The organism is Dyella flagellata, from assembly GCF_030160275.1.
Taxonomy (GTDB): domain Bacteria; phylum Pseudomonadota; class Gammaproteobacteria; order Xanthomonadales; family Rhodanobacteraceae; genus Dyella_B; species Dyella_B flagellata.
Genome location: NZ_BSOA01000049.1, coordinates 235,880 through 255,502, shown reverse-complemented (window position 1 = coordinate 255,502; position 19,623 = coordinate 235,880). Strand labels below are relative to the sequence as shown.

General features: G+C 62.7%; 21 protein-coding genes. 12 read left to right on the top strand and 9 right to left on the bottom strand.

Annotated features, from left to right (window positions below):
• Positions 1-68 precede the first annotated feature (68 nt).
• Positions 69-704 (bottom strand): bifunctional nicotinamidase/pyrazinamidase, encoded by a 636-nt coding sequence (gene pncA, locus QQJ96_RS21340; RefSeq protein ID WP_284334036.1) that lies wholly within the window; start codon positions 702-704, stop codon positions 69-71.
• An 85-nt stretch (positions 705-789) separates the two neighbouring features.
• Between pncA and QQJ96_RS21335 the strand changes: the two genes are divergently transcribed.
• Positions 790-1,173, top strand: a complete 384-nt coding sequence (locus QQJ96_RS21335; RefSeq protein WP_284334035.1) for a hypothetical protein — start codon at positions 790-792, stop codon at positions 1,171-1,173.
• A 94-nt stretch (positions 1,174-1,267) separates the two neighbouring features.
• On the opposite strand, the gene cls is transcribed toward QQJ96_RS21335, so the two are convergent.
• The 3 genes from cls to QQJ96_RS21320 all read right to left on the bottom strand — a co-directional run bounded on the left by cls (position 1,268) and on the right by QQJ96_RS21320 (position 4,789).
• Positions 1,268-2,686 (bottom strand): cardiolipin synthase, encoded by a 1,419-nt coding sequence (gene cls, locus QQJ96_RS21330; protein WP_284334034.1) that lies wholly within the window; start codon positions 2,684-2,686, stop codon positions 1,268-1,270.
• A gap of 117 nt (positions 2,687-2,803) precedes the next feature.
• Positions 2,804-4,171 (bottom strand): FAD/NAD(P)-binding protein, encoded by a 1,368-nt coding sequence (locus QQJ96_RS21325; protein ID WP_284334033.1) that lies wholly within the window; start codon positions 4,169-4,171, stop codon positions 2,804-2,806.
• 39 nt (positions 4,172-4,210) lie between these two features.
• Complete coding sequence (locus QQJ96_RS21320) at positions 4,211-4,789, bottom strand: cysteine dioxygenase (RefSeq protein ID WP_284334032.1); 579 nt, start codon at positions 4,787-4,789, stop codon at positions 4,211-4,213.
• Positions 4,790-5,022: 233 nt separating this feature from the next.
• On the opposite strand from QQJ96_RS21320, the gene QQJ96_RS21315 reads away from it, so the two are divergent.
• On the top strand, positions 5,023-5,307 hold the full coding sequence (locus QQJ96_RS21315; protein ID WP_284334031.1) for a hypothetical protein: 285 nt from the start codon (positions 5,023-5,025) through the stop codon (positions 5,305-5,307).
• 82 nt (positions 5,308-5,389) lie between these two features.
• Here the strand turns inward: QQJ96_RS21315 and QQJ96_RS21310 are convergent, their stop codons facing one another.
• The gene (locus QQJ96_RS21310; RefSeq protein ID WP_284334030.1) at positions 5,390-6,040 is read right to left on the bottom strand and encodes an energy transducer TonB; all 651 of its coding nucleotides are present in this window, start codon (positions 6,038-6,040) and stop codon (positions 5,390-5,392) included.
• 548 nt (positions 6,041-6,588) lie between these two features.
• Here QQJ96_RS21310 and QQJ96_RS21305 point away from each other — a divergent pair.
• Positions 6,589-7,536 (top strand): hypothetical protein, encoded by a 948-nt coding sequence (locus QQJ96_RS21305; RefSeq protein ID WP_284334029.1) that lies wholly within the window; start codon positions 6,589-6,591, stop codon positions 7,534-7,536.
• A gap of 241 nt (positions 7,537-7,777) precedes the next feature.
• Here QQJ96_RS21305 and QQJ96_RS21300 read toward each other — a convergent pair whose 3' ends face one another.
• Positions 7,778-9,547: a DUF885 domain-containing protein gene (locus tag QQJ96_RS21300; RefSeq protein ID WP_284334056.1), complete on the bottom strand. Its 1,770-nt coding sequence runs from the start codon at positions 9,545-9,547 to the stop codon at positions 7,778-7,780.
• Positions 9,548-9,627: 80 nt separating this feature from the next.
• The gene (locus QQJ96_RS21295) at positions 9,628-10,113 is read right to left on the bottom strand and encodes a DUF456 domain-containing protein (RefSeq protein WP_284334055.1); all 486 of its coding nucleotides are present in this window, start codon (positions 10,111-10,113) and stop codon (positions 9,628-9,630) included.
• A 101-nt stretch (positions 10,114-10,214) separates the two neighbouring features.
• Between QQJ96_RS21295 and QQJ96_RS21290 the strand changes: the two genes are divergently transcribed.
• On the top strand, positions 10,215-10,865 hold the full coding sequence (locus QQJ96_RS21290) for an RIO1 family regulatory kinase/ATPase domain-containing protein (protein ID WP_284334028.1): 651 nt from the start codon (positions 10,215-10,217) through the stop codon (positions 10,863-10,865).
• A gap of 59 nt (positions 10,866-10,924) precedes the next feature.
• Here the strand turns inward: QQJ96_RS21290 and QQJ96_RS21285 are convergent, their stop codons facing one another.
• Positions 10,925-11,701, bottom strand: a complete 777-nt coding sequence (locus tag QQJ96_RS21285; protein WP_284334027.1) for a ferredoxin--NADP reductase — start codon at positions 11,699-11,701, stop codon at positions 10,925-10,927.
• 343 nt (positions 11,702-12,044) lie between these two features.
• Between QQJ96_RS21285 and QQJ96_RS21280 the strand changes: the two genes are divergently transcribed.
• The 5 genes from QQJ96_RS21280 (at position 12,045) to QQJ96_RS21260 (ending at position 16,409) form a co-directional block, all read left to right on the top strand.
• Positions 12,045-12,794 carry a cysteine hydrolase family protein gene (locus QQJ96_RS21280; protein ID WP_284334026.1) on the top strand — a complete coding sequence of 250 codons (750 nt, stop codon included), beginning with the start codon at positions 12,045-12,047 and terminating at the stop codon, positions 12,792-12,794.
• Between the two features lie 149 nt (positions 12,795-12,943).
• Positions 12,944-13,924: a tRNA dihydrouridine(20/20a) synthase DusA gene (gene dusA / locus QQJ96_RS21275; RefSeq protein ID WP_284334025.1), complete on the top strand. Its 981-nt coding sequence runs from the start codon at positions 12,944-12,946 to the stop codon at positions 13,922-13,924.
• 97 nt (positions 13,925-14,021) lie between these two features.
• Positions 14,022-14,342: a PepSY domain-containing protein gene (locus QQJ96_RS21270; RefSeq protein WP_284334024.1), complete on the top strand. Its 321-nt coding sequence runs from the start codon at positions 14,022-14,024 to the stop codon at positions 14,340-14,342.
• A complete protein-coding gene (locus QQJ96_RS21265) occupies positions 14,342-15,028 on the top strand; it encodes a response regulator transcription factor (RefSeq protein ID WP_284334023.1) in 687 nt (228 codons plus the stop codon). The genes QQJ96_RS21270 and QQJ96_RS21265 overlap by 1 nt, the downstream gene beginning before the upstream one ends.
• Positions 14,982-16,409, top strand: coding sequence for an ATP-binding protein (locus tag QQJ96_RS21260; RefSeq protein ID WP_284334022.1), 1,428 nt, complete (start codon positions 14,982-14,984; stop codon positions 16,407-16,409). Before QQJ96_RS21265 ends, QQJ96_RS21260 begins: the two co-directional genes overlap by 47 nt.
• Before the next feature lie 26 nt (positions 16,410-16,435).
• Here the strand turns inward: QQJ96_RS21260 and QQJ96_RS21255 are convergent, their stop codons facing one another.
• On the bottom strand, positions 16,436-16,801 hold the full coding sequence (locus QQJ96_RS21255) for a hypothetical protein (protein WP_284334021.1): 366 nt from the start codon (positions 16,799-16,801) through the stop codon (positions 16,436-16,438).
• Between the two features lie 343 nt (positions 16,802-17,144).
• Here QQJ96_RS21255 and QQJ96_RS21250 point away from each other — a divergent pair, with 343 nt between their 5' ends.
• The 3 genes from QQJ96_RS21250 to QQJ96_RS21240 are packed head-to-tail and all read left to right on the top strand — an operon-like array spanning position 17,145 to position 19,606.
• Positions 17,145-18,116, top strand: coding sequence for a biotin--[acetyl-CoA-carboxylase] ligase (locus tag QQJ96_RS21250; RefSeq protein ID WP_284334020.1), 972 nt, complete (start codon positions 17,145-17,147; stop codon positions 18,114-18,116).
• Positions 18,113-18,868, top strand: a complete 756-nt coding sequence (locus QQJ96_RS21245) for a type III pantothenate kinase (RefSeq protein ID WP_284334019.1) — start codon at positions 18,113-18,115, stop codon at positions 18,866-18,868. The genes QQJ96_RS21250 and QQJ96_RS21245 overlap by 4 nt, the downstream gene beginning before the upstream one ends.
• Before the next feature lie 27 nt (positions 18,869-18,895).
• The gene (locus QQJ96_RS21240; RefSeq protein ID WP_284334018.1) at positions 18,896-19,606 is read left to right on the top strand and encodes an SPOR domain-containing protein; all 711 of its coding nucleotides are present in this window, start codon (positions 18,896-18,898) and stop codon (positions 19,604-19,606) included.
• Positions 19,607-19,623: the final 17 nt, after the last annotated feature.

Genomic DNA, 19,623 nt, shown 5'->3' with positions numbered 1-19,623 from the left:
CGAGCAGGATTTGCGAAACCCAGCTGAGACTCGACGCTAATCAGGTGCCAAGCAGGGGAGGGGGTAGTTCACCGTAGTTGGGATGATTCCACGATTCCAATCCCCAGCCCCTCCAGCCTCGCCCGAGTAGCCCCATCGCTGGCCGGTGTAACCGGCCGCGTCAGGTCCCATACCAGGTGCGCCCGGAATCCCAGTGCCAGCGCATCCTGCACCGTCCACAACACGCAAACATCGCGCGCCAGGCCTGCCGCGTACACCTCGGTCACGCCACGCTCCCGCAGCCATCCAGCCAGCCCGGTGCTGGGGCGCCGGCCGTCCGGTCCGTAGTTCTCCTGAAAGGCGCTATAGGAATCCACCTCCGGATGGCTACCCTTGCGCAGAATCAGATCTGCCGCCGACCAGTCGATGCTTGGATGCAGTGCAGCCCCGGGCGTGGTTTGCACGCAGTGCTCCGGCCACAGGGTTTGCGGGTGGCCGTAAAGCGGGATCTGCTCGAACGGGCGCTTTCCCGCGTGCGTGCTGGCGAAGGAAACATGTCCGCGCGGGTGCCAGTCCTGGGTGGCCACCACTTGCCTGAAAAAGCGGCTGCGCAGCAAGCGGTCGATGCCGGGAACGATGGCATCCCCTTCATGGCAGGCCAGGGAGCCGCCGGGCATGAAATCCGGTTGCATGTCGACGACGATCAGGGCGGCCTGGGAGTGCATGATCGATCCGCGGAGGGGGCGCAAGATTCCACCGCGCTTCATCGGCATAATGCAAGCGATCACTGCAGGCAGGCGGAAACGGTAGATGCACTACGACCAATCGTGGATGGGTTACGGCCTGGTGGGCGGGCTGGAAGCGGGCGCGATCAGCGCGGCCGCGGCCTTGCTGCTGTACCTGGTGTTCCACGCCATCGGCCGCAAGCAAGGGTGGAGCCCGCTGCGCGTGATCGCCATCGCTTTCCTGGTTTCCCTGCTGCTTACCGCCAGCGGCGACCTGTGGGACCTGATCTATTTCAACTACGCGAACATGAATTCGATTCAGTTCCTGAAGGCGCGGCTGGCGCAGGTGCACGATCCGGACAACATCGGGCAGCGCGTGTTCTGGGAGATGCTCGGGGCGCTGGTCGGCGCGGGACTGGGCTGGATACTGAGCGGTGGAGATTGGCGGCGCGCGCTGCGCGGCGATTGAGGACGCCCCAGATACGTAGTCTGGGATGTCAATCCCGGCATCGGGATGCCGCATGACAAGCTGGGATCATCATCCGAGCCTACGCGCAGCCGGCTTAAAGCATTGGATCAAACAAGCGCGCCACATGCATCGCAAGTTTCCGTGGATAAGCTGCCTTGCGATATTCCTCGCGCGTAATCTCCGTCGACTGGTCGAAGTCTTCCAGCAACATTTGCTCCACGTCGCGGGCAAACGCGGGATCCACGCTCAAAGCGCCGATCTCGAAATTGAGTCGAAACGAACGGTTGTCCAGATTCATGCTGCTGACGCAGGCGGCGTCGTCGTCGATCAGGATTACCTTCTGATGCATGAAGCCCGGCTGGTAGCGATACAGGCGGACACCGGCTTCGATCGCATCCTGCGCGCGCAGGCTGGAAGCAAGAAACACGGTGTGGTGATCCGGGCGCGAGGGCAGCAGCACACGCACGTCCACACCGCGCATTACCGCCAGGCGCAACGCGGACATCACGGCCTGGTCGGGCACAAAGTAGGGGCTGGTGAGCCATAAACGTTTGCGCGCGGCGTTGATGGCGACCGTGAAAAACAGCGAGCAGGTTTCCTGCAGATCGGCCGGCCCGGTGACTGCGATCAGCGTATGCGCACTGCCTCGTGCCGGCCGGGGCGGCAGGAGGGGGGGCAATTCACCGGTTACCCAGTGCCAGTCCACGGCAAAGCTGCGCTGCAAATCGTCCACGGCGGGCCCGGCCAGCTGCAGATGGGTGTCGCGCCAGGGTGAGAGTGGCGGCTTCAAGCCTAGGTATTCATCGCCGACATTGAGGCCACCGACGAAGCCCAGCCAGCCGTCGACCACCACGATCTTGCGATGGTTGCGGAAATTGAGCTGGAAGCGATGGGGGCGCCGCCGCGTGGCAAACGGGTGGATCGCCACGCCGCCTTGGCGCAAGGTTTCCACATAGTGCCGCGGCAGGGCATGGCTACCGATGCCGTCGAACAGCATGAACACGCGCACGCCGGCGGCCGCACGTTCAAGCAAGGCCTGTTGCATACGGCGCCCGAGTCCATCGTCGTGGAAGATGAAGAACTGCACCAGGATGCATTGCTCGGCCTGCGCGATGGCCTGGAAAATCGCTTCGAAAGCAGCTTCGCCATTGACCAGCAGTTTCAACTGTTGTCCGGGGTGAAACGTGCCGTGCATCATCTGCATCAGTGCGGTGTAGCGGATGCACGACGGCGGTGCATCGACGTGCTCACCGCGTTGCAACGCTTGCGAGAATCGCTGGCGATGCACGCGATGCAGCGTAACGTAGCCCTGGAAATGGCTGCGCCCGAGATACAGGTAAGGCAGCAGCGTGAAGTAAGGCAGCAGCGACAGGCCCAGCGCCCATGCGAACGCGCCTTGCGGGGTGCGCGTATTCATCACCGCATGCATGGCGGCCAGGATGCCGGCCACATGCAGCAGGAGAGCGAGCATGGCAAGAATTTGCGCGAGGGTCATGGGCGTGAAGTAGACCATGCCTGATCGCGTTGGGGGAGAGGGCCTGCAGTTGTTTTGGTCGTGCCCGAATCAACTGCCTCCCCTGCAAGCAGGGGAGGGGGTGGCGGCATTTGAAATTTCCACGCAGCGACGGAGTCAGTCCGACAACAAATGATCCGCCAGCTGCCGCGCCTGCTGCCGTATCTCCGGCATGGCGGTGGATTCCCACAAGCTGCCGCGCAGCATGCTGCCGATGGCAAACAGCCGCGGCCACGCACTGCCGTCGTGCAGCACGCGGCCATCTGGCGTGGCTTGCATACCCAAGCCGAAGGGATCGGGCTTGATATGGCCATTGGTGACCATCTGTTGCAACAGGGGGTGTTGCGTGCGGCGAATATCATTGTCAAGGCCGACGCATTGCACGACCAGGTCGGCATCGAGCGTACGTTCCTTGCCCTGGCCCTTGGGCAGGATGCGCAATTGCGGGCCGCGCTCGCCCAATGTCACGCCGTGCAGATGGGCGCTCACGCGTTGCAAGCGGTTTTCCTGTTCCAGCGCGGCGATGGCTTGCGCCACCTGCTGCGGCAAACGATGGCGTGAGCGCTCCCATGCCCAGCGCGCATGGCGCAGGAAACGCGAGCGGTCGGCGAGCGGCAGCAATTGCCAGAGTTCCTGGGTGCGGGGACGCAAGCAGTCGATCACACGGCGCCAGTCGTCGGTATGCCCGATGGCTTCGCGCAACAGATGCATCCAGGTGCGGATGTCCGGTGCGTCGCGCATTGCTTCGATCAGCTCTTCGCTGTCCTCGAACGGCAGCGCTGCGTTGGCCTGGTGCACTTCCGGCAGCAAGCCGTGGCGAGAGATCCCCGTGAATCGCGCATTCGGCCACAGCGCAGCCAGTTCGACTATCACATCGACGGCGGTAAGCCCAAGCCCAATCACCGCGACGTGATAGGCCTGCGTATCTGGCTTGGCTTCGGCCAGCAAGGACCATGGCCGCGTAACGTAGCGGCCGCCGGCCAGGGTTGCCTCGTCCACTTGCGAAAGCGGGCGCGGCGGCAATGTACCGAGCGCGAGCACGGCAGCTTCGACACGCGTGGTGGTTTCCCCCTGAAAGAGGGTGACGCCATCATTTTCCGGCACCATCGCGTCGACTTCGTATGGCACGACACGCACGTCGTGGCCATTGCTCCTGGCGCGCGCGAGCGCACTGGCGGTTTCGGCTTCAAGGTATTCGCCATACCGGCAGCGGGGGAGGAAATCAGTGCCGGAAATGCGCGGATCGCGTTTTTGCATGTGCTCCAGAAAGCCATTGGGCCGGCTGGCGAACATGCCCATGGAGGCAGCGCGCACATTCAGCAGGTGGCGTTCGGAGCGCGTACCGTAAGCAATGCCGCGACCTGGCGTGCCGCCGCCGGTGTACCAGTCCAGGTGTAGCGGCTGCGATACGGGACGCTCCAGTAGTTCGCTCAGTAGCGTAGCTCCCGCGGCGCCGCCGCCAATGATGGCGACGCGTCGAAACATGTCACTCCTTAGGATGGGATGATTGGACGTTTGCTGATGTCAGACGCGCAGCGGACCGGCAATCCGAGCCCGTTGCGGCAAGCTCAGCCAGTGCGGCTCTGCGCCAACCTGTTCATACGCGGCGAAATCTTCCACGTCGCCGCCGTACACGTGTAAGGTCAGCGCGGTCTCTTGTCGCGAAAGATTGCGGCAGCGATGCATGTACGGCGGGTCCGTGTCGAACCAGGTTGCATCGCCAGGGCCGAGCCAGTCGCGTCCGCGCAGTTGCCAAGCTTCCGACGTGGACGCACGCGACCACGATTCCACTTCGAGCGCGCCATACAGGCTCAGCTCGATCCCCCACAAACCCGCATGATCGTGCGACGGCGAACTGTAGCCGGGCGGCCATGCCATCACCAGCACGCTGACGCCGGGACGGCCGCGACGCGCAAGCAGCCAGCGTTCGAAGCCGCGATTGCGTATGCGCAAATCGGCAAGGCCATCGGCAAGCTTGCGCGCATCGCGATGGACGATGGCGCCGAGTTCGCGGGACAGTGAAGCGAGATCCGGGCTTTTCTCCAGCGAATAGGCGAGCGCAATATCGCGCAAGGTTTTGAGACTGTGTCGATAGGTGCGCATAGGGTTCTCGAGCAGACCTCGAATGCTCCGCAGTGGAGCATGCGCACCGTTAAATAGCCGTAAGGCCAGGACCGATCCGGCATGACTTCCGTAGCATGAAAGACCGGCCGCTTCGGCCTATGCTTATTACTGGGCCGAGCAAGGATTTCGGCTATGCACGCCTTGCAGACAAATCCTTAAACGTTTGTCGGGCCATGTGCATCCAAGCGCGTAACGACGTCGGAGGTACGGACATGATCGAACTGATGGTGATTTTCTTGGTAGTGGGTGGGCTGTGGCTGGTCGGCTCGCTGGTGGGCCTCGTCTTCAAGCTGACCTTCGGGTTAATCGGCGGTTTGTTCAGCCTGCTTGCCGGGGCGCTGGGGATCGTGATCAGCGGCCTGGTGATGTTGCTGGTGTTGCCGGTAATCGCCTTGTCGCTGCTGCCGGTATTGCTGCCGGCACTGCTGGTGTTCGGCCTGATCTGGACGATCGTCCATCTTGCACGCAAGCCGTTAGCTACGCCGGTCTCGCGCTAGGCGGAGGAGGGAGCAGGGCATAGCGTCGGCACCGCCTTAGTGCGGACCTTCCCCCTACTCCCTCACCCGCGTTTTCTTTTCCTTACATTTGCTGCATCACGAAGCTGACGGGCACGCGCGCCCACGCCTTGACCGCGTGACCGTCCATGACGGCTGGTTGGAACAGCCAACTCGCCAGCACCTGCTCACGCGCACTCTTGTCCAACAGTGCGGAGCCGCTGCTGTGCTCGATCACCACGTCGATCGGCTTGCCGGTTTCATCCACCAGCACGCGTAACATCACCGTGCCTTGCATATGCATGCGTAAAGCTTGCGTTGGGAAACGCAATGGCGATGCTCGATAAGCCAACGACACCACGCCCGGCACAATGCTTGTCGGCGGAGCAACCGGTGTCGGCGCAACGGGTACAACGTTATTGGACGGTTCGGTCGTGGGTGGGTCGGCAATGGGTGGGGATTTTGGCGGCTCGTGCACGATCGGCACATGCGGCACGGCTATCGGCAAGGGTTGCACTTTGAGGACCGGCGGCGGTGGCTGCGGCGGCGGTGGCTCGATCACTCTTACGATGGTGGCTTTGGGCGATTCCAGCACCTGGGCGAACTGCGGGGCCAAAGGACGCAGTGCGAAGACCAAGGCTGCAAGGTTGAAGGCGATGGCTGCGCTGAGCGCGGCGATGCGCGCCATATCCGGATGCTGGGCATGACGAACGACTGCCAGGCTTGCGGACGACATAGGACGACCTCCTGACTCTCGATGTGAGTTGTAGGCATCCGTCACGCCGTGTGGGGACACGGGGGGATCGTGTGGATGCGGCTCCAGCCTATGCCTGAATCTCGGCTTTATGCAATAGCCGTCCAAACAGCATGATAAATCGGCTGCCTGAGCTATAGGCGGCCACTATTGAATTCGTGCTTTTTTTAATTCGTAAATATCGGCTCCGGCCTCAGGCGGCATCCCATGCATGAGTGAGATTTTTCCGCCTTGGGGTTTTGTGCAGTGACCAGTACAAGCTGCGTGAAAAACCAACTGTTGGTTCACCGCCGATGCACGGCTTTGCCTTGAAAGTGCCCCGGCCCTGCCAGCCGGGGCGACAGGGAGGGTAGGGGTACCCTTTCGGGTTCGGGGATCTTGTGCTTCTTGGCTTCACCTCGATCGGTGGAAAACCCTTCGTCTGCGAAGGAGCGCGTTCACTCACCTTGAAGAGGGGTACGCGTGTCATGAAACCATTTATGCAACGACGGATAGCTTGGAAAAGCGTGTGCGCGCTCTTGGTCTTGAGCATGTTGGGAGCGTGCGGCGTATCGTTGGCTGCCGATAGCACAAGCCAATCGTTCGCACCCAAGGCGCTGAGCGAGTTCGAAGCGAGCCTGCGGCCACAAGGCGTGCCGACCGACTATGTGGTGACACCAAACGGTTTCTTCTCGCCTTCATGTGTTCAGCGAGTACAAGAGGGTGAAACCCTGCATGCCGACGGCAGTATCGAGCTGCCCAACGGCCTGACGCGCACGCCGGCGGTGTGTGCGCAGCCGCACTATCGTTTTGACGGCACGCGCGTAGAACCCAATGGCAGTTTCTTCATGCCGGCGATCGTGGCCTTGCGCCAGCCCACCATCAACGGCTGGGTGGAAGACGCCAATTACTCCAGCTCCATCAATATCGGCAAGATCGTGGCGACCTGGAAGGTGCCGGGCACGCCGGCCAAGCAATCGGGCCAGACCGACTATTTCTTCCCGGGACTGGAGCAGCTGCCCAATGTGGAGAGCATCTTGCAGCCGGTGCTCGGCTATGACGCTTTCAGCGGCACGGTATGGACGTTGTCGAGCTGGAACTGCTGCGTAAGCGGCACCACCTACTACAGCGGCCCGATCAATGTGAATGCGGGCGACACCATCCTGGGGACCACCCAGTGCAAGGCGGCCAACAGCTGCGGCACCTGGACGATTACCTCCAAGGACGTCACCACCGGTAAGAGCACCACGCTCAGCACCAGTCCCTATGGCAATCTGCGCTGGGTATTCGGGGGCGTGATGGAGGTCTATGGTGTCAGCAGCTGCAACCAGTTGCCGGCCAGTTCGCCCCTGACGTATTCGAGCATAGCGGTCTACAACACCGCCTTCGGCAAGATTGCCAGCCCGCCGTGGGGGGCGGACTACCCGATCGGCTCCACCTCACCGCAGTGCAGCTACCACGTTTCCACCACCAGCAGCAGCGTCAGCTTGCGCTACTGATGCGGGCGGATCGGCTCCCCCGCCCGGACGAGGGAGCTTTTTTCCCATAAAAAAAGAACCCCGCGGGGGAGCGGGGTTGCAGGATTAGCGGATATCGGGGAGGCGATATCCGCGGCAGTCATGTTCCTGGAAGCTAGCTTGGTGAATCGTGGAGCCTGTGTGATGGTGGTCTTCACGAAGCTGGAGCTGTGAGTTCTGCCACACATTCAGGGGGATGGGATTGAGGTCCGATCACCCGTTGTCATTTCTTCTGCGCGGGAATGAACTGGGTCCGCACCGCTTCCTCCATAAGATCCGGCGGCAGCAGGCCTTGGCTGATGACGAAGTCATTGAAGGCCTGGCGGTTGAACTGCTTGCCCAGGGCCAGTTCGGTCTGCAGACGCAGCTGCTGCAGGCGCATGTAACCGTAGAAATACGAAGTGGCCTGGCCGGGGCTGTTGAAGGTGTAGCGGTCCAGTTCCTCACTCGTCAGCGCCTCGGACAAACCCACGTCATAACGCAGCACATCGTGCGCTCGTTCCTTGCTGATCAGACCGAGGTTGAGCATGGGGTCGAGGAACGCACGCGCTGAGCGCATCAGGCGTGCCTGCAGCGCGCCGAACTGGCCGGCCGGCGGTTCAAAGGGCAGCATTTCCCCTTCGGAATACAGCGCCCAACCTTCCACATTCACGCTGTTGAAGGCGAACAGACTGCGCGCCAGCGATACGCCGCGCTCCACCATGGCTGAGAATTGCAGTTCATGCCCCGGCCGTCCTTCGTGCGAGGTGAGCGTCCACGCGGCGGCCTTGTAGGTGAAATCGTCGTAGCTATCCGAAGCGCTGCCGGTGCTGGACGGATTGCCCATGGTCAGCACGAAGGTGCCGCGCTCGCCGTGGTTGTTGATGAGCGGCGGGGGATCCATGTGCGGCGCAGGCACGTTGGCGGTTTCGGCGGCGGACGCCAGGTGCAGCTGCATCTCGCGCTGCGGCAGCGTGATGATGTGTTCGCGGCGGATCACGTCTTCGATCTTGGCGATCACCTGGTGGTACCAGGGCATCACGTCGTCCTTGCCAAGCTGCTGCTGTTTCAGGGCCTTCAGCACGTCGCGATAATCACTGGCCTGGATGCCCTCGTCCTTGGCCACCACCGGCGCCATCATCTGCATGGCCTGGCGGATTTCCGAAAATTCGAGCTGCGCCTGCTTGATCAGGTCCGCCGGGGGAATGTCGACGCCGACGGCCTTGAGGTTATAGGCATACAGCGGTTCGGGCAGGCGAAAATCGTTGCGCTGGTGCGGCACGATGGTTTTGCGCACCCATGCGTCGTATTCCTTGAGCTGCGCGTCCAGCGCATCGAGCGCAGCCTTGCCCTGTGCATCGTCGAGCTTGTACTTCTGAAACAGCTCGCGAATGCCTTGTACATAGCTCTGCGTGTTACGCAGCTGCTGATCGACGCTGCCCTTGTACGGGCCGAGCAAATGCGCGTCCGACAGGCGTTCGGCTGTTCTTGCCTGGGCCAGTTGCGTGATGGGGGTGCAGCCCGGGGCCTGGCCGACATAGCATTCCAGGCGCTTGAGCGCATAGGCCCTGCGTTTGGCATCGACCTCGTCCTTCAGCAGGGGGAACTCACCGTTGAACACGAGCTGGCCTACGTCGAAGTAGGGCAGCATGTATTTGTCATTCAGCTGGATGCCTTCGATGTTGAGTGCCGCCGCCTTGATCATGATCTGCAGATCCTGGCGCACGTTGGGATCGCGTTCGGTTGCGAGCAGTGTTTCGAGCTTGCTCTTCGCCTCGCGCAGCGCGGCGATCTGGCGTTCATCGGTACCCGGTTTCAGGTCGCTGACCTTGTCGTCATAACCCGGCAGGCCGATTTGCGAGGCGTTCTCGGGATTGAACCTGGCCTGGGCCTCGAGCAGCGGCTTGGCGTCTTCATTGCTGCGCTGGACCCAGGATGGCGATTTGGCATCCTGGGCGTAAGCCGATCCGGTGGCGACCAAGGCTATCGCCACGGCCAAGGCGAGACTCTTCATCATGATGACTATCCCTATGGGTTTGGAATGGCGAGCTTATTCGCAAAGTTGCGCGCGACACATGCCTCCAAAGCCATGGGTCACAGGTTCAGCAGCCACACTCCGGCCGCCAGCCCCACCATCATCAACGACAGCACCAGCTTCACCAGCGCCCCGAACAGCAAACCCAACCAAGTCCCGATACTCACGTGGGCCGAACGCAGCACGCTTTTGCTGGAAACGAGTTCGCCGACCAGCGCGCCCACGAAGGGGCCTAGGATCAGCCCGGGCAGCCCCAGGAACATGCCGATGAAGGTGCCGATCGATGCGCCCCAGATAGCCAGCGAGCTGGCTCCCACGCGCTTTGCGCCGAACGAGGCGGAGACGAAGTCCATGGCCACGCCGATGGCTGACAGGATGCCGAGAATGAGCAGCCACACGCTGCCTAGATGCTGGTAGTCGTCCAGGGCAGCGGCCAGCCAGATGCCGCCGAAGATCATTGGGATGCCCGGGATGGTAGGCAGCACCGCGCCGATCAGGCCGCCCACGATCAGGGCAATGGCGAGCACGTACAGCGCTATGTCCATGAACAGCATGCTGGGGTCCTTGGTCGGTTGATCCGCGAATCGGCGACAATAGTCTGCCGTCATTCCCGGCGGCGCTTGCAAAGTTTCGCATCGACAGGCACGTGACAGATCATCCCATCCTGCTGAAGGCCGACGAACTGGGGCGCATTGAGATCGTCCAGCGCGATGGCGTGCCCTGCATCCGACGCGATATTCGTGCGGCCCGCTGGTGGGCGAGTGCCTTCGCCCATCGCGCCGCGGCGCGCGAAGCGCGTGCGCTGGCAAAACTGCAAGGCGTCGAAGGGGTGCCGGCGCTGCTGGGATGGAATGGCCGCGAGCTGTTGCGCGGCTACATCGCCGGACGGCCCATGCAGCAGGCGCAGCCACGCGATCCTGCCTACTACCGTGACGCCTTGCGTCTGCTGGCGCAACTGCACCGGCATGGCATTGTGCACAACGACCTGGCGAAGGAGCCGAACTGGCTGGTGCGCGCAGATGGGCGCCCGGCGCTGGTCGATTTCCAGATTGCCTGGACGCGCGGCAAACGCGGTCGTCTGTTTCGGTTATTGGCGCGCGAAGACCTGCGCCATCTGCTCAAGCATAAGCGTACCTATTGCGCGCATGCGCTCACGACACGTCAGCGGGCAATGCTCAATACGCCTGCGCTGCATTCGAGGTTGTGGCGCGCGACGGGAAAGCGGCTCTACAAGTTGATTGCGCGACGCGTGTTCGGGTACTGGGACAACGAAGGGAAAGGAAGGGTGCGGTCGTAGGCTGGGATGCTAATCCCAGCTTTCTATGCGGCTCCCCATGCTGGGATTGCAGCCTAAGCCTACTTCTCAACAAACGCCCGCTCGATCACGTAATCCCCGGGTTCGCGCGTACGCGGTGAAGCCTGGAACCCGCGCGCATCCAGCAAGGCGCACAGGTCATCTAGCATCGCCGGACTGCCGCACAGCATCACGCGATCGGTCTCAGGATTGAGCGCCGGCAGCCCAATGGTGGCGGCCAACGCACCGTCCACGATGTTGTCGGTCATGCGGCCGCGATTGCGGAACGGTTCGCGCGTCACGGTGGGGTAATAGATCAGCTTCTCGCGCACCAATTGGCCGAGGTACTCGTGCTGCGGCAGCTCGTTCTGCAGATAGTCCGAATAGGCCAGGTCGCTGATGTGGCGCACGCCGTGCGCCAGCACGATCTTGTCGAAACGCTCGTAGGTTTCCGGATCGCGGATGATGCTCATGAACGGCGCCAGGCCCGTGCCGGTGCCGAGCAGGTACAGGTGCTTACCGGGTTTCAGATCGGTCAGCACCAGTGTGCCGGTGGGCTTGCGGCTCACGGTAACGCTGTCGCCCGGCTTCAGGTGCTGCAGGCGGGAGGTGAGCGGACCGTTCTCCACCTTGATCGAGAAGAACTCCAGGTGCTCCTCCCAACTGGCGCTGGCGATCGAATACGCCCGCATCAGCGGCCGGCCGTCCACTTCCAGGCCGATCATCACGAACTGCCCGCTGTCGAAACGGAAGCTGGGGTCGCGCGTGGTGCGGAAGCTGAAAAGGCTGCCGTTCCAATGATGAACGTCAATGACTTGCTCGGTCGCCAAGGCCACCATGATGGGTTTTTCTCGAATTTGTGAAAACGGGGATGCGCTGTGCGAAACAGCGGGTTTTTCGCGGGGAAGGCGGGGTTGCCGTTGCCTTGCGAACGCCGTGCTTGCCACGGGCAGGGCCTTAGATTACGCGATTTGGCCGAGCCGCGTGTTAGCGGTTTCTCATATGAGGGCTTGTGGCCGTGTACAAGGTCTGGGAACACCCTGCCTGGAAGGGACCGTTCGGTCCTGTCCAGGCAGAGGGCGCAGCGGTTCGCCATTCGTGGCTCGTCGATGGGCAATAGGCTAGGCTCCGGAAGCGTGGTCGCGCCTGCCTTGGCGCGCTGGCTTCAGGAAGAGTTGTTCAATGGAATATCCAACAGGTTCGCCGTTGGCTTTGGCAGATCCTGCCCGCAATGGGATAGGGGCTTCTGACCTTTTTTGTAGTGGTTTGATAGGGAATCCGGATTTCCCGTTAGAGAACCAGCAAGCATCCGGGGCAGCCATTTTTCGTGGAGGGGACATGGCGAGTGTGTTGTTGATCATCGACATGCAGGTGGATTTTTTTGCCCATGAAGGCCTCGTGCGGCAAAGGTCCGCCCTCGCAGCTCATACCAACGCACTGATTGCCATGGCCCGGGCTGCGAAGGTTCCGATCGTTTGGGTCAAGCAGGAGTTTTTGCCGGATCTAAGCGACGCTTCGCTGGAAGTGAAAAGGGGCCGCATATCTATTGTGATCGCGGGCACGCCCGGCGCAATGCTGTTGCCTGAACTGGATGCGCAAGTGCAGGACCTTGTCGTGGTGAAGAAGCGCTACAGCGCCTTCTTTGGCACGGTGCTGGATACTTTTCTATCCAGAATAGGTTGTACCCGGCTGATCGTTGCCGGGATAAACACGCATGCTTGTATACGCACGACCGTTGTCGATGCCTACCAGCGTGATTACGAAGTGATACTGGCCGGCGATTGCATCTCGTCGCATGACAAGACGCATCATGAAATAAGTTGGAAGTACATGGACGGAAAGCTTGGAATAGGGATGAGCAACGAACGGCTCGGAGACTTGTTGCGTAGTCAGGTCGTTGGGGCGGAACCCCTGTCGAGACGGTCAAGATGAACTTGAAAGCCAGAGTTCCGCCACCCGTATTGGCGGGTTCCGTAGCGCTTTCGACGCTGGCGGCTTTCCGCGGGTCTTCCACCCTTCGGTGGGGGTTAAAAAGGTTGTCGGAAAAGTTTGCGACTGGGCTATCCGGTTAAAATGGCGCCATGCAAAACACCAGCCCCAAGCCCTGGCACCTGTCCGTAGCGCCCATGATGGACTGGACGGACAGGCACTGCCGCTATTTCCATCGCTTGCTGTCCCCCCATGCCCGCCTGTACACGGAAATGGTGACCAGCGCGGCGCTGGTGCGCGGCAAACAGTTGCGGCTGCTGGAGCACAGCCAGCAGGAGCACCCCGTTGCCTTGCAACTCGGCGGCAGCGATCCGCAGGAGTTGGCGGAAGCGGCGCGCTACGGAGCGCAGGCGGGCTATGACGAAATCAACCTCAATGTCGGCTGCCCTTCCGACCGGGTGCAATCGGGGAGCTTCGGGGCGTGCCTGATGCGCGAGCCGGCGCTGGTGGGGGATTGTGTCAAGGCGATGCGTGATGCGGTGGTGGTGCCGGTCACCGTGAAATGCCGTATAGGGGTGGATGACCAGGACGAATACGCGGACCTGCAGCACTTCACCGACACCATGCTGGAAGCGGGCGTGGAGGTCTTGGTGGTGCATGCGCGCAAGGCCTGGCTGCAAGGGCTTTCGCCCAAGGAGAATCGCGAGATTCCGCCGCTGGATTACCAGCGTGTGTATCGTCTCAAGCACGAATTTCCGCAGCTGGTGGTGGTGATCAACGGCGGCATCACCACGGTGGAGGCGGTGCGCGAGCATCTGGAGCATGTGGATGGGGTGATGTTGGGGCGCGCGGCGTATCACGATCCCTACGTGCTGGCCCGGGTCGAGGAGGCTCTTTACGGCGTGCCATTGCCCGCGCGTGAAAACGTACTGCAGCACATGCGTCCGTACGTGGAAGCGGAGTTGGCGCGAGGGACCGCGCTCAAGCACATCTGCCGGCATTTGCTGGGGCTGTACCAGGGGGAGCCGGGGGCGCGGGGTTTCCGGCGTGTCCTCAGCGAAGGGGCGCATCGGGAGGGGGCCGGCTGGGCGCTGATCGAGCAGGCTGTAGCGCCGATGCTGGCCGCGGCATAGGTCAGGGCATCCCCCGTTCAGCCGTCCGGTCATTATTCAGCCCGGGTTGAGCAGTATGTTCAGCCACCGGACCCTTCCGGCACTCAATAACGGGACTATGGCTTTGAAGCAACTCGCATGGATGGCCGCGGCTGGGCTGCTGGCGGCCGGCACGGCTGCTGCCCAGTCGGCGCCTCCGCAAGGCGGCATGAGCCTGGACCAGGCCGTTACGCAAGTACAGCAAAGAGTCGGCGGCAAGGTGCTGTCGGCCGAACCACGTCATATCGGGCGCAAGGTGGAGTACCGCATCAAGGTGCTTACGCCCGAAGGGCATGTGCGCGTCATCGCCGTGCCGTCCGATGCCACCCATGTGCCGCCTGCGGCACAATCCTCCTCCAAGAAACCCCCTAACGGCGGAAGCAAAAAGGAGAAACACTGATGCGCATCCTCCTGGTCGAAGACGAAGCGCCGCTGCGCGAGACGCTGGCGGCTCGACTCAAACGCGACGGGTTTGCCGTGGACACCGCCCAGGATGGCGAAGAAGGCATGTACCTGGGCCGCGAAGTGCCGTTCGATCTGGCCATCATCGACCTGGGGCTGCCCAAGATGTCGGGCATGGACCTGGTCAAGTCGCTGCGCGAAGCCGGGCAGCGCTACCCCATCCTCATCCTCACCGCGCGCGGCAGCTGGCAGGACAAGGTCGAAGGCTTGAAGCACGGCGCCGACGACTACCTGGTCAAGCCCTTCCACGTCGAAGAGCTGCTGGCGCGCATCAATGCGCTGGTGCGTCGAGCCAGCGGCTGGTCCAAGCCGGTGTTGGCCTGCGGCCCGATCAAGCTGGATACCACAGCGCAAACCGTCGGGGTGGAAGGCAAGCCGGTGGACCTCACCAGCTACGAGTACAAGGTGCTGGAATACCTGATGCTGCACGCCGGCGAGCTGGTGTCCAAAGCCGACCTCACCGAGCACATCTATCAACAGGATTTCGATCGCGATTCGAATGTGCTTGAAGTCTTCATTGGCCGCCTGCGCAGGAAGCTGGATCCGGAAGGCACACTGAAGCCGATCGAGACGGTGCGTGGACGCGGGTACCGCTTTGCTATCCCTCGCAGCGAAGACGAATGATGCCGCTGCGCGCCGCCCGTTCTCGCTGGCGGCGCGAGCAGCGCTTACCACTGGCCTTGTGTTGGCCGCCTTCCTGGGCGCCATCGGCTGGACGCTGTCGCGCACCTATGCGGCCAGCGAACTCAACAAGCTGCAAGGCCACCTGCATGACTATGTAATCACCTATATCGCCGGCACCGATGCGCGGCGTGACGGTACCCCGCTGATGCCGGATACGCCGCCCGATCCGATGTTCTCGCGTCCAGGTTCGGGCCTGTATGCCGTGGTGCTAGGCGACAGCGGCTTTCATTGGGAATCGTCTTCGGCGCTGGGGCGCGATTTCAGCTTCCTGCATCCCCTGGAGCCAGGGCAGTCGCAATTCATCGGTCCGGTGGACACGGAACTGGGCAGGCTCTACTACTACAGCTTCGGCGTGGCGCTGGAGGTGCCGGAACGGCAGCCGGTGCATCTTACTTTTACGGTGGCGCAAACCGAAGACGAACTGGAAAGCAACACCGCGGTCTACCGGCGCAGCCTGGTCGGCTGGCTGGCTACCCTGGGCGTGATGCTGATCGTGTTGCAGTTGCTGCTGTTGCGCTGGAGCCTGACGCCGTTGCGCAAAGTGGCCAGCGACATGAGCCGGGTCGAGCGCGGCCAGAGCGATCACCTGGACAGCCAGTACCCGGCCGAGCTCACCGGTCTGACCGGCCGCATCAACGGTTTCATCGAGAGCGAACGCGAGCAGCGCACGCGCTATCGCAACACGCTGGCCGATCTGGCCCATAGCCTGAAGACGCCGCTGGCGGTGATCCGCTCGCAGGTGGAGGCGAGCGAGTTGCCGCCCGTGGTGCGTGCGCCGGTGCTGGACCAGGTGCGGCGCATGGACGAACTGGTCGCTTATCAGCTTGCGCGCGCGGCGACCACCGGTCGCCAGACCTTTGCCGCCGCCGCGGTGCCGATTGCCGGGCATGCCGAAGATCTGGTGCAAAGCCTGGAGAAGGTTTATGCCGCAAAGAATGTGCTGTGCGAATTCGATATCGAGGACGGTGCCGCGTTCTATGGCGAGCAGGGCGACCTGCTGGAGCTGATGGGCAACCTGCTGGAGAACGGGTTCAAGTGGGCTGGCCATCATGTATTGCTGGTGGTCAAGGCGCACCGCCAGCCCGGTCGCCCGCGCCCTGGCCTGTTGCTCAGCGTGGAAGACGATGGTCCCGGCATCGAGGAAGACATGATCGAGAAGGTCCTGCAGCGTGGCGTGCGTGGCGACGAGCGCGTGAAAGGCCATGGCATCGGCCTGTCCATCGTGCAGGACATCGTGCGTGCCTATAACGGCGAACTCACTGTGGACAGCTCGCCGGAATTCGGCGGCGCAAGATTCAGCGTGGCGCTACCGCCCACTTGATCAGCTGCGGGGTTTGCGGCTTGCGCTTACTGGATCGAGCCGGGCAAAAGCGATTGCCAGCCGAGACCGGAAGAACTGTGTGAAGAGCCATCCGGCGCGGAATCGCCCGTGCTGAAGCGAGTCGGGGTGTCGTCCATGCTGCTGTTGCTGGAGTTGCCGGAGCGGCTGCTGGAAGACGGCTGACGCGAGGACGCGTTGCCATTGCGCGACACATTCATCGTATCCCCGGAAGAGGAAGACGTGTCGTGGCCGCCAGCATGTTCGCTGCTGCTGTTGCGCCCCGTGCAGCCAGCACTTGCGCTGCCGGCAGCCCCAGCGGCGCCCGCAGCCACTGCGTTGGCGGCAGTCCCAAGACCGAGCAGGCAGACGAGCAGCAATGAAGTGGCACGCATGGCGATCCAGGCCCCCGAGGCATAAAGCCAAGCCGCCCGATACTCCCAGAAACCCTGTTTGGATGCCAGTGTCTTTCTCACCTGCGCGTAAGCTTTTGTTGACAACAACGTCAACAGACTGTGATCTGACGCTACGGCCTAGTCGAGTTACGGCCGTTTTTCTTTACTCAACTCCTTGATTTGTTGATAAATGATCGCCCTGCCGCAAGTTTTTCCAGGTTGCATCATTTGTTGACTCGCTAAACATCTTGTTTAATGCCGCCTCTCCAGCCCATGTCATTTCCTGTGCTACCTGTCCCGCCGCGACCAGTGCGACTTGCCCACTTCTGGGGCCATTGAGACCATGCAGCCGCAACAGCTACTGGCCACCCTGGCTTCCGGGGAGACGCTTTCCGGCTCTCGCCTGGCCGCTGAAGCGGGGATTACCCGCGCTGCCATCTGGAAGCAGATCGAGGCCTTGCGCCAGCGCGGCGTGCCGATCGAGTCGGCCGGCGCGGCCGGCTACCGATTGCCGTGGCCGATCCAGATGCTCGATGGCCAGGCGATCCGCTCGGAACTTCCTTTAGCGGTCGCGCGGCGGCTGGGTGCGTTGGAGGTCCACTGGGAGATCGATTCCACCTCGAGTGAATTGCTGCGGCGTGGCAGCGCCGCCGCCGATCTCAGCATGGTGCTGGCGGAAACGCAGACGGCCGGACGCGGCCGGCGCGGGCGTAGCTGGTTGTCACCCCCGGGGCTGAACATCTACCTGTCCTGCCTGAAACGATTCGAGGCGGGGTTCGCGTCATTGTCGGGCCTGTCGTTGGCCACTGGAGTGATCGTGCTGCGCGCACTGCACGCCCTAGGCACGGATGGCGCGCTCTTAAAGTGGCCCAACGACGTGCTCGCCAAGGACGGCAAGCTGGCTGGCATCCTGGTCGAGCTGAGCGGCGAGTACCAGGGACCGTGCGCGGCGGTGATCGGCATTGGCCTCAACCTGCGGCTCACTGACGCGCTGCGCGAGCAGGCCGGGCAGCCCATCTGTGATCTGGCCACGCTGGGCCAGGGCCGGCCTCCTGGCCGCAATCAGGCGGCGGCCGCCTTGATCGCCAGCCTGGTGGAGGGTTTGCAGCAATTCGAGCGCGAAGGCTTCCGTGCCTTCGTCGATGAATATGCAGAACACGATGCGTTGCGCGGCGTGCCGCTGCGCGTAAGCAGCGCAACGGGCGAACTTGATGGCATTGGTGCCGGCATCGATGCGCGGGGATCGTTGCAAGTGCAGACAGCTACGGGCTTGCGTGGCATCGACAGCGCCGACGTCACGGTGCGACGCGCATGAAACTGTTGCTCGATCTTGGCAATACGCGCCTGAAATGGGCTGTAGTCGACGCGAACGAATGGATCCTGCGGGGCGCGGTCGCGTGGGAGGAAGATATAGCCGCCGTGCTGACTCAGGCTTGGGCTGATCTCGATTCGCCGCAACGAGTGCTGGGTGCATCGGTGGTCGATGAGGCACGCGAAGTGCAGATCGAGCGCGTCATGGCGGAAGTATTCGGACAACAGGTCCAATGGGTGCGCACAGTGGCCGAAGCCTGCGGCGTACGTATCGCTTACGCCGAACCGCAGCGCCTGGGCGTGGACCGCTTCCTTGCCATGGTGGCCGCGCATGCTGCGGAAGCAATGCCGTGCGTGCTCGCTGGCATCGGAACGGCCTTGACGCTCGATGCCTTGGCCCCGAACGGGCAGCACTTGGGTGGCCTGATCGCACCGGGGCCGTTGCTGATGCAGCAATCGCTGTTTGGTGCCACCGCACGGGTGCGGCCGGGCGACCCGGGCGTGATCCGCGATCTCGCCGACAACACTGCCGATGCTGTCGTCTCGGGATGCTGGCAGGCGGTGGCCGCCCTGATCGAACGATTCGCGGCGAGCGTCGCCAGGCAATCGGGCGCTCCGCAGCGGCTATTACTGGACGGGGGGGATGCCGCAGCTTTGCTGCCCTTGCTGGGTGTGCCGGCCGAGCTTGCCACCGACAGCGTGCTGCGCGGCCTCAATGTGTGGGCGGCCTCACATCCAGGGTATCCATCCCCCTAGAATCGGCCATCCCAGTGGAGTTGTTCGATGGTGCTGCGCCTGCTGTTCGTTCTGCTGATCGCTTTGAATATTGCCGTTGGCGCGTGGCTGCTGCTGGGCCAGAACGACACGCACGCCGGATTCGCCACGGATCCGGGCGTACCCAGGCTGCATCTGCTATCCGAATTGCCAGCACCGGCCACCACTACCGTCCACGCGGCGTCGGTGGCGCCCCCCGCTACGGCCGCCACGCCCGCTTCAGCGCCTGCGCCTGCGGCAGTCGCACCCAGCGCCAATGCGCTGAGCTACGCGTGCATGGCGCTGGGTCCGTTCGCGACGCAGGAAGACCTGCGCATCGCCCGTAACGCCCTCGATCCACAAGCGCAGCGTATGCGCGCGCGCCAGGAGCAGACCACGCAATCGCGCGGTTGGTGGGTGCATCTGCCGCCCAGTCCGAATCACGCGGCCGCCCTGGCGCAGGCGCGTCAGCTAGGGGCACGCAATATCCAGGACTACTTCGTGGTGAATGCCGGCGACAACCAAAACACTGTGTCGCTGGGGTTGTTCAAAGATCCCGCCAACGCACGCAAGCGCCGCGACGAAATCGTGGCCGCCGGCTTCCCGGCGCAGGTGAGCGAGCGCACCGAAAGCGTGCCCGAATACTGGCTGGATCTGATTCCTGTCGACAGCCAGCACTTCGACTGGCGTAGCCGGGTCCATGATCCGGCCATCGGCTCGCACAGCACGGGCTGTTTTTAAGGTAGAGCCTGTTAGAA